The 13,370-nt window shown below is 37.7% G+C and carries 17 protein-coding genes; 7 read left to right on the top strand and 10 right to left on the bottom strand.

Features of this window, described 5'->3' with window-relative positions:
* Positions 1–669: 669 nt before the first annotated feature.
* On the bottom strand, positions 670–1,392 hold the full coding sequence (locus ACN19N_RS15890; protein WP_420002407.1) for a hypothetical protein: 723 nt from the start codon (positions 1,390–1,392) through the stop codon (positions 670–672).
* Between the two features lie 211 nt (positions 1,393–1,603).
* Between ACN19N_RS15890 and ACN19N_RS15885 the strand changes: the two genes are divergently transcribed.
* The 3 genes from ACN19N_RS15885 to ACN19N_RS15875 are packed head-to-tail and all read left to right on the top strand — an operon-like array spanning position 1,604 to position 3,108.
* Positions 1,604–2,494 carry a MobA/MobL family protein gene (locus ACN19N_RS15885; RefSeq protein ID WP_420002408.1) on the top strand — a complete coding sequence of 297 codons (891 nt, stop codon included), beginning with the start codon at positions 1,604–1,606 and terminating at the stop codon, positions 2,492–2,494.
* 39 nt (positions 2,495–2,533) lie between these two features.
* Complete coding sequence (locus ACN19N_RS15880; RefSeq protein WP_420002409.1) at positions 2,534–2,890, top strand: hypothetical protein; 357 nt, start codon at positions 2,534–2,536, stop codon at positions 2,888–2,890.
* Entirely contained in the window at positions 2,887–3,108 is a 222-nt protein-coding gene (locus tag ACN19N_RS15875; RefSeq protein ID WP_097355498.1) for a hypothetical protein, read from the top strand. The genes ACN19N_RS15880 and ACN19N_RS15875 overlap by 4 nt, the downstream gene beginning before the upstream one ends.
* A gap of 77 nt (positions 3,109–3,185) precedes the next feature.
* Here the strand turns inward: ACN19N_RS15875 and ACN19N_RS15870 are convergent, their stop codons facing one another.
* Positions 3,186–3,689 carry a hypothetical protein gene (locus tag ACN19N_RS15870; RefSeq protein WP_368779153.1) on the bottom strand — a complete coding sequence of 168 codons (504 nt, stop codon included), beginning with the start codon at positions 3,687–3,689 and terminating at the stop codon, positions 3,186–3,188.
* A 159-nt stretch (positions 3,690–3,848) separates the two neighbouring features.
* Here ACN19N_RS15870 and ACN19N_RS15865 point away from each other — a divergent pair, with 159 nt between their 5' ends.
* From ACN19N_RS15865 to vapC, 3 genes are all read left to right on the top strand, one after another.
* Entirely contained in the window at positions 3,849–4,007 is a 159-nt protein-coding gene (locus tag ACN19N_RS15865) for a hypothetical protein (RefSeq protein ID WP_279747198.1), read from the top strand.
* 616 nt (positions 4,008–4,623) lie between these two features.
* A complete protein-coding gene (locus tag ACN19N_RS15860) occupies positions 4,624–4,854 on the top strand; it encodes an antitoxin (protein WP_049173623.1) in 231 nt (76 codons plus the stop codon).
* Positions 4,851–5,246: a type II toxin-antitoxin system tRNA(fMet)-specific endonuclease VapC gene (vapC, locus tag ACN19N_RS15855; protein ID WP_042088825.1), complete on the top strand. Its 396-nt coding sequence runs from the start codon at positions 4,851–4,853 to the stop codon at positions 5,244–5,246. Before ACN19N_RS15860 ends, vapC begins: the two co-directional genes overlap by 4 nt.
* A 97-nt stretch (positions 5,247–5,343) precedes the next feature.
* Here vapC and ACN19N_RS15850 read toward each other — a convergent pair whose 3' ends face one another.
* From ACN19N_RS15850 to ACN19N_RS15830, 5 genes are all read right to left on the bottom strand, one after another.
* Positions 5,344–7,296, bottom strand: a complete 1,953-nt coding sequence (locus ACN19N_RS15850) for an acyltransferase family protein (protein ID WP_420002413.1) — start codon at positions 7,294–7,296, stop codon at positions 5,344–5,346.
* Between the two features lie 131 nt (positions 7,297–7,427).
* Positions 7,428–8,582: an IS4 family transposase gene (locus tag ACN19N_RS15845; RefSeq protein WP_005003123.1), complete on the bottom strand. Its 1,155-nt coding sequence runs from the start codon at positions 8,580–8,582 to the stop codon at positions 7,428–7,430.
* Positions 8,583–8,697: 115 nt separating this feature from the next.
* Positions 8,698–9,012 (bottom strand): BrnA antitoxin family protein, encoded by a 315-nt coding sequence (locus ACN19N_RS15840; protein ID WP_180165979.1) that lies wholly within the window; start codon positions 9,010–9,012, stop codon positions 8,698–8,700.
* Positions 8,999–9,286 (bottom strand): BrnT family toxin, encoded by a 288-nt coding sequence (locus ACN19N_RS15835; protein ID WP_180165977.1) that lies wholly within the window; start codon positions 9,284–9,286, stop codon positions 8,999–9,001. The genes ACN19N_RS15840 and ACN19N_RS15835 overlap by 14 nt, the downstream gene beginning before the upstream one ends.
* A 291-nt stretch (positions 9,287–9,577) precedes the next feature.
* Entirely contained in the window at positions 9,578–10,219 is a 642-nt protein-coding gene (locus tag ACN19N_RS15830) for a TetR/AcrR family transcriptional regulator C-terminal domain-containing protein (RefSeq protein ID WP_004787586.1), read from the bottom strand.
* A gap of 65 nt (positions 10,220–10,284) precedes the next feature.
* Here ACN19N_RS15830 and tet(39) point away from each other — a divergent pair, with 65 nt between their 5' ends.
* On the top strand, positions 10,285–11,472 hold the full coding sequence (gene tet(39) / locus ACN19N_RS15825; protein WP_004856455.1) for a tetracycline efflux MFS transporter Tet(39): 1,188 nt from the start codon (positions 10,285–10,287) through the stop codon (positions 11,470–11,472).
* A gap of 223 nt (positions 11,473–11,695) precedes the next feature.
* Here tet(39) and ACN19N_RS15820 read toward each other — a convergent pair whose 3' ends face one another.
* From ACN19N_RS15820 to repM, 3 genes are read right to left on the bottom strand one after another with little or no spacing between them, the layout of a single operon-like run.
* Complete coding sequence (locus ACN19N_RS15820) at positions 11,696–11,839, bottom strand: hypothetical protein (RefSeq protein ID WP_001125248.1); 144 nt, start codon at positions 11,837–11,839, stop codon at positions 11,696–11,698.
* A 12-nt stretch (positions 11,840–11,851) separates the two neighbouring features.
* A complete protein-coding gene (locus ACN19N_RS15815; protein WP_269230491.1) occupies positions 11,852–12,427 on the bottom strand; it encodes a plasmid replication DNA-binding protein in 576 nt (191 codons plus the stop codon).
* A complete protein-coding gene (gene repM / locus ACN19N_RS15810; RefSeq protein WP_068975483.1) occupies positions 12,420–13,370 on the bottom strand; it encodes a replication initiation protein RepM in 951 nt (316 codons plus the stop codon). The genes ACN19N_RS15815 and repM overlap by 8 nt, the downstream gene beginning before the upstream one ends.

The following is a 13,370-nucleotide window of genomic DNA, read 5'->3' as shown; positions in this document are numbered from 1 at the left end:
GAAGCACCAGTATTAATTATTATGCTATGACACAGTAATTAATTTTAGTGCTATAAGCAAGGTAAACGGTGTCATATTGCAAGGTAAACGGTGTCATATTGCAAGGTAAACGGTGTCATATTGCAAGGTAAACGGTGTCATATAGGTTTTGAATCCCTTGTAAATAAAGGATTTCAGCATGTTTAAAAGCATTAAAAACTATTAAAAATAATTAAAAGCCTTGTCTGGTCAAAATTGCCCTTGGTTTTCGCTACGCTCAAACTCTATTGAATCTCGCTTACGCTCGATTCTGGGGGCAATTTTTTGGTTCTTTTCGTTGTGAATTTGAGAAAAAGCAAAGGCAAGAGCAAAAGCAACTCGGAATTCGCTTCGCTCATAGAGCTTTATGCTCGCTTCGCTCGGTCTAGACTCAAATTTCTACATCTAAACTTCACTTTTTTAGGTTTGTTAACCTAAAAAAGCGGTTTTTCAGAGGGCCGAGGCGCGAATTTGGGGGATGTCGCTCGTAGACACTCGCTTGGTTAAGCTGTTCTTATCGTTTATAGATGCAGTGTTATTTGCTTCTATTTGCGTTTAGAGGCACTTTTTTGTTTTTTGGGTACTGATCTCTAGTTCAGTTTGAAATGATCGTACTATGGCGAAAATACAGCGTTTAAACGTGATATTTGTTTATTGCTCTGGTGTTTTGTTGAATGGGTTTCTTGGATCTTGTTTGGCTTCTTGTATAAATCGTTCAATTTCTTGGTATTGGCTTGAGTTGGCAATTTCTTGGGTGACTGTCTGTAGATCCTTGTTAGTTTGTTGCATAGTTTTACCGATCAAGGCCATACGAAATAAGGTTTTCAGGTTGTCCAAGTCCTGATTGGAGTGGGTTATTTGAAACTTTGCTCGTTCAAAAATACCTAGATAGAGTGAACCGATAAAGTATTTGATCTGGTCTTCTCGTTTTTTCTGTTGTTTCTGACTTTGTTTTTCCTTTTGTTGTTCTGGATTCAGGGCTTTTTCTATTTTCTGATTCAGGTTTTTCGCTGCGGTTTGGTGGCGTTGTGTCTTGAGGATCTCATCCAGTGCATCGTGCATGGCAAAGTAGGCATCGATGTCATGTTTTTGATGGAGCTTGAGGATGTTTTGTTGCAGTGCATTGCGTTTGGTAGGTTCTGTCTGTTGGATCAGTTGCAGCTGAAGCATGCGTTTGTTGTAGGCATTGCGTTCATAGCGACATTTCTGGATGAGTTGTCGGTCTTGCTCACTGAGATCCTGAAGACTTTTTTTGTTTTTGAGCATGTGCAAGCAACGTTCTTCAACTCGGCGTTTGAACGGTAGATTGAGGATGTGCGTGCCGAGTTCGTTGATTTCTTTTGCTGTGAGAACTAACGCTTTGCGTCCTGCCATTTGGATCTCATTTTGCCGTGAATTGGCTCCATGTTAGCGTCATGTTGTGGGCGTTTAAACTATTTTTTCTGCTATGCATAAAAAATAGTTTATCTCGTTTCCGTGTCTTTTTTTGACAATAACCGCTAAAGCGATTATTGTCAAAAAAAGACACTCCTCCTCGCTCCTGCGGAGAGCCTCCTTTGCGAATTGGATCTCAGGTGAATTCGGCATGTTTTACATGAATATTCGGCACAATGTGAAGAAGGATTCCAGTTCCAAGAATACCTTCCATTATCTGACTCGAACCGCGCATTTTGCCGAGCAAAAGGCCGATGAGGAATTGGAGTTTGTGCGTTCTGGAAATATGCCTGCATGGGCTGTCGATGCGCCTGCAAGCTTTTGGCATAGTGCGGATCGTTATGAGATTGCTCGAGGTCGAACCAGTTCAACGTTGACTGTGGCTTTACCAAAAGAATTGTCGAAACAGCAGCGTAAAGAATTGGTCGAGGCCTTTATTCAGGAATTTGCTGATCAGTATCAGTTCCCTTATACCGCAGCGGTGCATAATCATCCGAGTGAGCTGACAGGTGAAGATCAACCGCATTTGCATCTGATGTATTCTGAACGGAGTCTGTCCGATGGGATTGAACGACCACCAGAGCAGTTTTTTAAGCAGTATCGTCCAAAGAATCCTACTAAGGGTGGCGCACAGAAATTAACGGCTGATGCGTTGGGCTTTGGCCGTGATCAGGTGAAAGCTTTTCGAGAAAAAACTGAGCAGCTGATTAATCAGGCTTTGGAAATGCATGCACCGATGAAAACCCTAATTCTGGAGGGTATGGAGATTGTTGTTCCGAATCGAGTGAGTCATTTGTCCAATCAGGAATTTAACCAGAAGTACGGAACGCAATTGCAGGATGTCCCACAGATTTACCGATGGAAGTTGAAAAGTGCTGATCCAATGATTCAGCTTGAAGTTGAGGCACAGAAGCACACCATTCAACAGATTCGACAATTTAACAAGCTCCAGATCTATCAAAAGGAGTATAACCAAGCCTTAGCGCAGCGTAAAAATCAAGATCTAGATCGTGATGATGGTTATACGCCATCATGGTTCTAGGGATATTGTGAGGTTTTAAATAAAGCTTTTGGAGGTCGTATGAAGACTGGAAAACAAATTCTTGAGGGTTTATTTGAAGATCAACGTGCAGCTGCACACGATCCCCATCATCCAGTGAATGATCAGCTTCGGGCCAGTCTATTGTGGAAGAAACATTTACTTGAGTTGATTCAGATCCCACGGCATCAACTGAAATCAGATGATAGCTATGTTTTGGTGTCTGATATTCCTGAGTATTTTAAGGCTCAGTTTGAGCAATATTTTTTAGGTCAGAACCTATCGCAGCATGTGGATCGTCCTGAAGAATCGAGATTGGATAGCAAACGTTTGGACAGTTTTATTGCCTATCTGAAAGAAAATCCAAGTTATCAATCACAGCAGCGTGACCAAGTATGAAAAAGAATGTAGATGCAGAGCGTATTCGAGCTGCTTTTAAGGCAACGCAAGGGATTGTGGAGCATTCATTTGAGCAGCATGTGATTGATGCCAGTCAAGCGGATGTTGATGCGATGATTGAACGGATTGCGTCTGGGGAGTCGAGTTTTGAGGAGGAAGATGAGGTGTTAATGATGAAGTGGAGAGCTATGAAAGCCTTACAAGATAAGGATTCATAGCTTCGTATAAGGCGTATTATGTTAATTTTAGGAAATCTTAAATTAGATTAATTAAAATTATTTACAAGTTCGTAAAGTTAATTTAATTGAAAATCCCAAGTGTTTGACGGAACTGAAGAACTTACTTTACCTAAAAGATTAAAAACATCTTTACCATAGTAGAACTCACCTCCATGACCTGTACCTAATCCATTTTCATATAAAACAATAAAACAATGTGCTAAATATAAACGGGCTTGTTGATCTGAATATGAGGCTCTAGACTGAATTTGGCTGAAATATTTATCATGAGTAATCAGTAATGTTATTTGTACATAATTTGAGAAGTATATTTCTGGTTTTGTATATAGTTTTTTGAAATCACTTTTACTAATTACTCCTGATTGTTCTAGCATGCTTGAGGTTTCTTCTAAAAGAGCATGGCACATAGCCTCTCGCTCTGATGAGGATACTCCTTTGCACAAAATAACCCATTCTTTCATAGGTCTTAGAGTAAGTTGCATACTATTTTTATATGAATAAAACTTGTTTATAAAAATAATAATTAGTATTAAAGCAATCCCGATAACGATATAAGTCATTGTAAAACCTAATATATTAACTAATAGACTGTTGAGTGTTTATTTAAAAGAAAACCCTAGATTTTTTAAATGAACATGAAGTTTTTTCTACATTTAAGGATCTTTTCATAGAAAATATACTTAAATCAATATTTTATATACAATTGGGTATCAAATAATATGGGTAGTGCAATTTTTAATATAGGCTGTAAAGTTTTAATAACAGTTTTATGGATTTGGGGAATTGTTGTTGCTAAAGGCTTTGGGTGGACTTTATTAGCAATAGTATTTGCTCCATATGCTTTATATCTTGCAATAGTTGATATTTTTTCTAGGTAAGAAAAAAGATTGTTTGCTCTTTGAATAGGCACTGATTTTATAGGTGCTTTAGAAATATAAATCCATTTAACATAATAGAGCTTATGCGAAACGCATATAAAAATAGTTTTATATTTCAAAAAGTTATAATATAAAAAATCGGGGACGCAAACCCGAAAAGCCGACTTGGAAACAAGTCGGCTGCTTTTTAAGCACTTTTGTCACTTTTAGCCAATAAAATTGGTTAAAAAATATTCGTTTTTACATTTTTTCCTGATTTCTCAAGGCTCTCATTTCTGAAATTATCCCCATTTCCTGCGGACAATTCTTGGGATAATTTGAGGATATATGCATGTACGTTCTGGCGTACAATCATTCAGGAAATCGACCAATAGGCAGACACCATCAGATTGCATATTATGGCTTCATCGAGAACAGGATGTTCCAGATAAAAATAAGAAGATCAGCGACAGGACGCGAGGGATGACAGGAGTTGACCCTAGTACCAAATACGAAAAACCCCGACAGGATGTCGGGGTTTTTTTATTGCCTCATGATTTTAATTTCACTTTGACTCTATAAGATTTAATGCTATGGTAGATATCAATGATACATATCTTAGTTTCGGGAGGTAATTATGGAAATTGCGAAAGTATTTCAAACTGGTCGCAGTCAAGCGGTTCGCTTGCCTAAAGCCTTTCGCTTTAATGGCACGGAAGTGGCCATCAAAAGCTTCGGGCGTGGTGTATTACTCATGCCCATCGACAATCCTTGGGATATCATGTTAGAAGCCATCAATGAGTTTGAGGTGGGATTCCAGTTGGAGCGAGCTGATCAAGGCGAACAGTTCCGTGAGGAGTTCAAATGATTTACCTCTTAGACACAAATATTTGTATCTATGTCATCAACAATAAGCCTCAACACGTTTTTGAACGCTTTAAGCAATATCAACTCGGCCAGCTTGCGATTTCAAGTATCACGGCATCTGAGCTGGCTTTCGGTGTAGAGAAGTCTGGATCTGAACGCAATAAACAGGCGTTAAACAAGTTTTTGTCACCTTTAGAGATTCTTCCTTACGATGAACAGGCCATTTGGCATTACGCCAAATTACGCCAGAATCTTCAATCTACAGGTAAACCGATTGGCAGCTTAGATATGCTGATTGCTGCTCATGCCTTGGCATTAGATGTTGTATTAGTTACGAACAATACAAAAGAATTTGAACGAATTGATGGTCTGAAGCTAGAGAATTGGGTCTAATCGCTATATCTAGCCCTGTGCAGGGCTAGAATTCGCATAAGGGATTTTATGTTAAGTAGAGGTCTCCAGATATGACCTCTACTTTTAAAATATGATTTTATCTGAAAACCTCATCATATATTGGTGAAATTAATGTAGCACCATAACTACTTAAATGATCATCATCAAAATATAAAGGTATTCCATTTTTATCACCATAGCAGAAATTGTTGTCACACAGGTAGGGAATAGGATCTAACACTGTAGCACCACAACGTTTTATAGCTGTATTCTGCATATTGAATGCAAGTGCTTGCCGTTGATTATACTCATTCCGCATTATTTTCACATGTTTCGAAGAAGCATTTGAAAATGAAGATCTAAACATTGATTTAGGAACATCAATTCTTAGTTCTGGGGTTGGTCTTGTCAGGTAAACTGGATTATTTTTACTAAACTCACATATGGTATTAACTGTATGATTAATAATATTTTCTTTATAAAAATCATCTCTTTTATTAAATTCTTTATCAATAAAATTTACAGGCGGAGATAATTGGAAATCTTTCTTTTCATTATGTCCAAGTAAATATTGAGAATTTCTATTAATAATAATTACAGGAATATTTGGATATTTTTGTGCTGCTATTTTGATAGCATTAGCAACTAGTTTTCCACAATTATAGTTGGCAATTTTGCTATTTTCCGATATGGAATAGGTATTCTTTATTGTAGGACATCCGGATAAACCAAAGCTTAAAATACTACCACCATTCAAAGAGGCTCGATTACCGATTGCAACATTTTGGGCTTGTGAATGACTATCTCCTATTACTATTGCCTTTATTGGACCATTTCCATAAATACATTGAGGGGATATACCATTTACTACATTTCCACAAACAGGCTCTCTAGGATCTCTTTTTTGTTGCTCTACTATAGATATGTCTTCAGTTGTGAGACGAAAGGGAGTGATGGCATCCTGTTTTATAAATAGAAGTACTCCTAAAAATCCTAGTATTCCTGAAATATAAATAGGTTTACATTTAAAGTAGCTAAATATATTAGAAAAATTATTTCTAAACTTAATTTTTTCAATATATTGATAACTTAAAAAACCTAGAAAAACAGAAAGTAGAATGCCTAAATATGTGTAAAGTTCACTTAATGAAAAAATATAGATAGCTACGACAATAGGCCAGTGCCAAAGATAAATTGAGTAAGACCAAGTTCCTAGTTTTTGAAAAATAAAGTTATTAGTAACAATACTATTATTTCGATTTGCTTGAATTAAGAGAAATGATCCAAGTACAGGAAATATCGCAAGATAACCAGGCCAAGGGTTTTCAGAGGATATTAAGAAATAAGAGCCAATAATTAAGCCCAATCCTGTCCATTCGAATAGTTTTTTTCTGTTCTCTTGTAAGGTGAGTGGGTAGAGATATGCGATACCTCCAAGCATCATTTCCCACGCACGAGTAGGTAATAGATAATAAGATGGATTAGGCCATTTATATGTCGCAATAACACAGAAAATAAAGCCTGATACTGTTCCTACTAACAATAAGGATTTCATAGTCTTGATAGACATGAACTTGCGCATAGCAACAAGCACTAATGGATAAAGAATATAAAATTGCCATTCTACCGATAGTGACCAGGTATGCAGTAACCACTTTTCATGGGAAGCGGCATCAAAATAACCTGACTCTCTCAAATAAATAATATTTGATAAAAAAGCCACGCTACTGGCAGCATGTTTCCCCAAAGCTTTGTACTCTAAAGGAGTAAGATAGAACCAACCAAAAACAAGTAATACCAAACAAAGTACAGCTAAAGCAGGAATGATGCGGTTAGCACGTGCAACATAAAATTTTAGAATAGAAAAATTTTCTTGTTCGATCCCTCTAAATATTATTCCGGTCATTAAAAAACCTGAAATAACAAAAAAGACATCAACGCCAGCAAAGCCGCCAGGCATCCAAGAAGCATTAAAGTGAAATAGCACCACAGCAATGACTGCGATTGCTCTGAGACCATTAATATCTTGTCTAAAACTATTATTCTGCATACATCCCCCAAATTCATGAGAATTGTATACTTCTATTATTCGAAAGTAATCTTAAGATTTCCTACAATAAACATAATACACTTTATACGAAGTCAAAAATGGGAGCTTAATCCACTGCTGTCCCACAAATATCACAAGAAGAACCTCAATTGAGGTTCTTCTTGTTTTCGCCATTTTTTATCAGGCACAAAGAGTGACCTTAAAAGTTTCCTTTCAAATAAATTGACCTGAATAATTCTCAGTAAACGCTGAACACTCCATCCTTCTTGTGCCATGTGTTTAGCGAAGTTCACCAGCAAATAGGCAATTAATGCAATCCATATTTGCGTTTGTATCGCATTGCGGCTTCGACCTAGAAATGACTTCAGTTTTAAATTCTGCTTGATGGCTTTAAAGAATAACTCAATCTTCCAGCGATCTTTATAAATTGCAGCAATGGTGGATGCTGCCAGATGAAAGTTGTTGCTCAGAAATTCGAATGTTCTTTTCTTATCTGTATCATAAAACTCTATACGTCTTAATAATTCAGGTGCGCCTCTTTTCTTGGCATGCGCACTGCTCAATTCAATACATTCATCCGCAATAATCCCTTTAGTCTCTAATACGCTGCGGCTTGATTTAACTTGATAAACTGTCTTTGGGCGTAGCCGGGTTACAAAGCTGACGTTCTGAAGTGTCAACTGAGCAAACCATTGATAATCAACATATCCTTTATCAAAGACGATAATGCTGCCAGCAGGAAATTTAAATGCTCTGCCTTGCACCATATCATTTTCAATACCATCCCCAAGCGCTACAAATTCAGGAATGGTATTGCTGTGATTTAAGCCAACACTGAGTTTAATACTGGCTTTGGATTCATGCACTTTTGCCCATGCGCACAATGACAGTGAAAGATCAATATGACTGGCATCTAGTGAATACAGCGGATTTTTGAATCTAAATTTATGTGCAGTTTTAGAGTTTTCACAGCGCTGAAGCAGCTGTGTGAACAATTGCTGATACAGGCTGGCGGGCTGTTCTTCGTTGAGTCTTGCTAAGGTGCTTCGCGCAATTCTCTTCGCGCCAAGATGATAGAGCTTTTCCTGCTGGGATTCGAGATTGGATTGAATGTCTCTTAAGCTTTGCCGACAAGAAAGTTGGGACATCAATATAGCAACAAACTGATCCCAGCGGGTGGCTGATCTTAATTTTTGCCCAGAGTGGTGTAGTTTAGCCAGACGTTCAAAATCTTGTCTTAGAATGGGTTTGAGTAATTGATGAAATACGGTATTCTGATGTGACAAAACCTGACTCCTTTATAGTTAAAGTGTTTGTTTGCACTCATATTTTAACTATTTAGACTCAGGTTTTTTTTATTTAAAGCAAACTATGGGACAGTAGTGGCTTAATCTCCCATTTTTACTGATGATTTTTTAATTCTTTTAGCATGGCATCCCGCAAGATTTCATTCATGCGTGTCTGATAACCTTTACCTTGTGCTTTGAACCATGCAAGTACGTCAGCATCTAAACGAATAGATGTTTGTTGCTTCACTGGACGATAGAATTGATTGTGGCGTACAGTATTACTCCAGTCGGTAATTTCAGGAATATCTGATAGATCTAGCTGATCGTCAGGAACTGTTCCCTTAGCAAGCAAGCGTTCAATTTCAGCATCTTGCTTGTCGCTGAATTTTTCATTCAGTTCTTTGCGTGAGTATCTAACCATGCTCATATTTATCTCGCTCTGCTTTAGTTACCTGTCTTGCACTAATGATTCGTATGATTTCACAGTCATCTTCATCAAAGATGGTATGAGCTACTAAGAGCATTAGTACGCCTTTCACTTTTCCAATGGTCTGCCAACGTTCTTCACCATCGGTATGTCTGTCTTGGATTGAGATCCGTAATGGATCTTCAAAAATAAGGCTTGCAGTTTCGAAAGAGATATCATGCTTTTTCTGATTCTTTCGATTCTTAGCCTCATCCCATTCAAAATACTGTTCCATAAAAAACATTCAAATTTGTATATACAATAATGTATCACAAAATTGTATCACTCAAGTTGAGAAGCGTAATTTTTAGTCAAATTTATTGGCAAGAACTATCAAAACCGCTCATAAAAAAGCCGACTTGTTTCCAAGTCGGCTTTTCGGGTTTGCGTCCCCGATTTTTTATATTATAACTTTTTGAAATATAAAACTATTTTTATATGCGTTTCGCATAAGCTCTATTATGTTAAATAATTAAGGATAAAAGCTTTATTACTAAATAGAACAGTTGCTTAAAGCAGTATAGAGTTAAGTTTGCATTTTAATATCAAGTTGTCTTTCAGCACCGATAATCACCATACGAATCCCATTTTCAAAAATGTCATCCGCATTCATATTTTGTAAGGTATTCACTCCTTGGAGCATGAGTGGATATATAGTTGGATCGGCTTCGAATGGTGGGTCTGATCTTATTTCTTCTTGCTGCTCCTCAAGGACCCACCCAACAATAAACCTTCCTAATGTCATAAGTAATGCAACTGCTTCAACAGGAGAAAACCCAGCATGAGATAACAGCGCAACTTGGGCCTCAATCGTGTTGAAATGTCCTTGACTGGGGCTAGTTCTTGCATGTAGACGAGCACCATCACGGTAAGCTAGTAGTGCTCGACGAAAGCTTACAGAATTAGCGAGCAACCAATCTTGCCATGTCATCCCATCGATGGGTAAAGAAACTAAATGGTGTTCATTTATAATGGTTTCCGCCATTGCTTCCATTAACAAGGATTTATTCTTGAAATGCCAATATAGAGTTGGAGATTTAATACCCAATCGTTGAGCTAGCTTGCGTGTGGTTATTGAATCTATGCCTTCTTCATTCAACATATCCAATGCGGTACGCAGGACTATTTCACGTGTCAGACGTTGAGGTGCAATATCTTTTTTACTCATAAATCTATCACTGATAGGGAGTGTGTGAGAGAATATTAATTCTATCATTGCTAGAGAAGGCATTTGTGAAGAAATCATTGAGCGTGATTTTAATCACTATATTTCTGGATGCTGTTGGGATTGGTTTAATTATGCCGATCTTGCCTGAATTATTACGGTCATTGGCTGGAGCTGAAGCAGGCGGTGTTCACTATGGTGCTTTATTAGCTGTGTATGCTCTGATGCAGTTCATTTTTGCACCTATCCTTGGAGCGTTGAGTGACCGATTTGGACGTCGACCTGTATTAATTATTTCAATTGCTGGTGCAACGGCTGATTATCTCCTAATGGCTGCTGCTCCTTCTCTATTGTGGCTATATATTGGTCGTATTTTTGCGGGAATTACAGGTGCCAACATGGCTGTTGCAACAGCTTATGTTTCAGATATTACTCCAGCCCATGAGCGTGCAAAAAGGTTTGGTCTCCTTGGAGCTGTCTTTGGTATTGGGTTTATAGCGGGTCCGGTAATAGGTGGAGTTTTGGGTGAATGGAACTTACATGCACCGTTCTTTGCTGCTGCTTTTATGAATGGGATTAATTTAATAATGACAGCAGTCTTATTAAAAGAATCAAAACACAGCAATAAAATGACTGAGAAGGTTCAGGAGCAATCAATATTAAAGAAATTATCCTATTTGATCACTCAACCTAATATGGCTCCATTGCTTGGTATCTTTTTAATTATCACATTGGTTTCACAAGTCCCCGCAACTTTATGGGTTATCTATGGGCAGGATCGTTATGGCTGGAGTATATTTATTGCAGGTGTTTCCCTTGCTAGTTATGGAATATGCCATTCTATTGCACAGGCTTTTGCTATCGCCCCTATGGTAAAGAGGTTTGGAGAGAAAAATACGTTGTTATGTGGAATAGCTTGCGATGCAATTGGTTTACTTCTTTTATCTATTGCTGTTGAAGAATGGGTGCCTTTTGCGTTGTTACCATTGTTTGCCCTTGGTGGAGTAGCCGTTCCTGCTTTGCAAGCAATGATGTCCAGAGGTATTAGTGATGAAAGACAAGGTGAATTACAAGGGCTATTAAGCAGTTTTAATAGTCTGGGGGCTATAATTGGTCCTGTATTAGTTACTAGCCTCTATTTTATGACTCAGGCATCAGCTCCTGGAATGGTATGGGCATTAGCTGCAATACTTTATGTAATCACCCTACCCTTATTGCTTAAGTATCGCCTGAATAAATATTCTGGAGTTCCATAAAATATTTAATTTATTGGTTTAAAAACTAATGGATTCTATAGTTTATCTAAAATTAACATAATACACCTTATACGAAATGTGTTATAATTTATTTTGAAATTCAAATACTTATTTCAAAGTTTATAGCCCAAACATCACTGTTTGGGCTTTTTTTATGATTTTTCACGTTCCACGCCTATTCTTTGATCAATGTTTCACGACTTTGTTTAGGTTAATTGAATAATCAGGATGCTTGGTCTTTTTCTTTTTGGCGTTCATTCAGCTCTTTTTTAAGTGCCTTTTTATCCTGGTAGGATGCAATCAGCATGATCGGGATCAGCAGCGGGGCCACAATAATTCCTAGGGCAATGTCTTTCAGTTTCGGCATGATCTCTCTTCCTTAGTCATTATCAAAAACAGCATTCAGCACACGGCCAAATAAGCCACGCTTTTTGTGTTGTGGCACTGCCACATTTTGCAACGTGGCATGCTGTAGCGTTTGGGTGTGGTATGCCGTAGTTTCTTGCTGTGGCACTGCCACATTTTCTGCAATATTGAATTCATTATTCTTTTTATTATCATTGTCTTGTTGTGTTGTCGCATGCTGTGGCATGTGGGTGTCGCATGCCGTAGCATCTTGTTGTGGTAATGCTGTGGCAGGTGCAACACTTTTCAGCTCAATGAGTGTTTGCATACGGTCAATTTGTTGCATTAACCGTTCTTCACGTTCTTGGTATTTTTTGACTTCATTTTCTAAATGGGCAATAAGTTTTTTTGTAGATTCATCACCTTCTTGCTTAGATGATTCAATTTTTTGAGATGTTTGCTCAGGTTCTCCAAAGCATCGGATGACCTCTGCTAGATCGAATTGGCCATCACTGGAGCGTGATAAACGTCCATTACGTACAGCTCTGTAAATGGTTGATCTATCCACATGAAATTTTTTAGATACTTCACTTAGTGATAACTTAGCCATTTACGGTGTCCTTTTTATTTGATGGCATGTATCCCACTTTTTTTAGGTATGGGGATAGTTCTTTGATTTTTTCAGGGTCTTGTAGCATCTCAGCAATACGAACAGCAAATTGAGGATAGCTTTCAGTTCCTTGTGAATAGCGACCCATTTCAGGGAGTTCTGAAAGTTTGTTTGCAAACATATGCCGTTGAGCATCGGTCATCTTTGAAAAAAGGTCTAAGGTATTCGGATCTCTTTCTATTGATGGATTATCCTTTTTCTTCTGTTTAAACGTAAAAGAAAAACCTGAAATTGATCGACCTCTTTTGTGTTGTTCATACTTCACTGTGATATCTGTATGTTCGTTAATTTGTTTAATAGCGAGCTCAAGTACACTAGTTTTAAAGCGTTCCATACGCTTGTACTCATTATCGAGTACGCCAATTCTTTGACGGAAATCACTTAGCTCTATAATTGGAGTAGAGCCCGTACTTCTCCAAGCAATTAATAACTCATATAAACGAACAGCATAAGCACTACTTAGATTACTAACTTGCTGCAATTCATATTTAGTAAAATGCTCTTCTAAGCGCGTAATTAATGGAACTATGGCAGGGGCAAAAATAAGCTTAACCACTGCTTCATTATCTACATATCCAATTTCACTAACCCAACGGGATCTATAGTTCTCAATATTCCCTCTTTCATTTATTTTTTGATAACTAAATTGTCTAGCGAATAAATCATTACAGGCATCTTTTAATGCTTGATAGGCAGTATTGCGATGTACACCAAATTGATTGATATAGCCTTCGGCATGTACTTCAAGGGGATCATTAGCATTAATCCCTTTCCCACTTTCCCTTGCTTCAACAATAGCCAATAAAATTAAACGTTGTTCTACTAAATCCAAGTTATAGCTTGCATTGATTAAGGCATTGTCTTTTACCACTAATTCTCTCAT

The sequence above is a fragment of the Acinetobacter sp. LF10 genome, assembly GCF_048585715.1.
GTDB lineage: Bacteria > Pseudomonadota > Gammaproteobacteria > Pseudomonadales > Moraxellaceae > Acinetobacter.
This window is presented reverse-complemented; position numbering and strand designations above follow the sequence as displayed.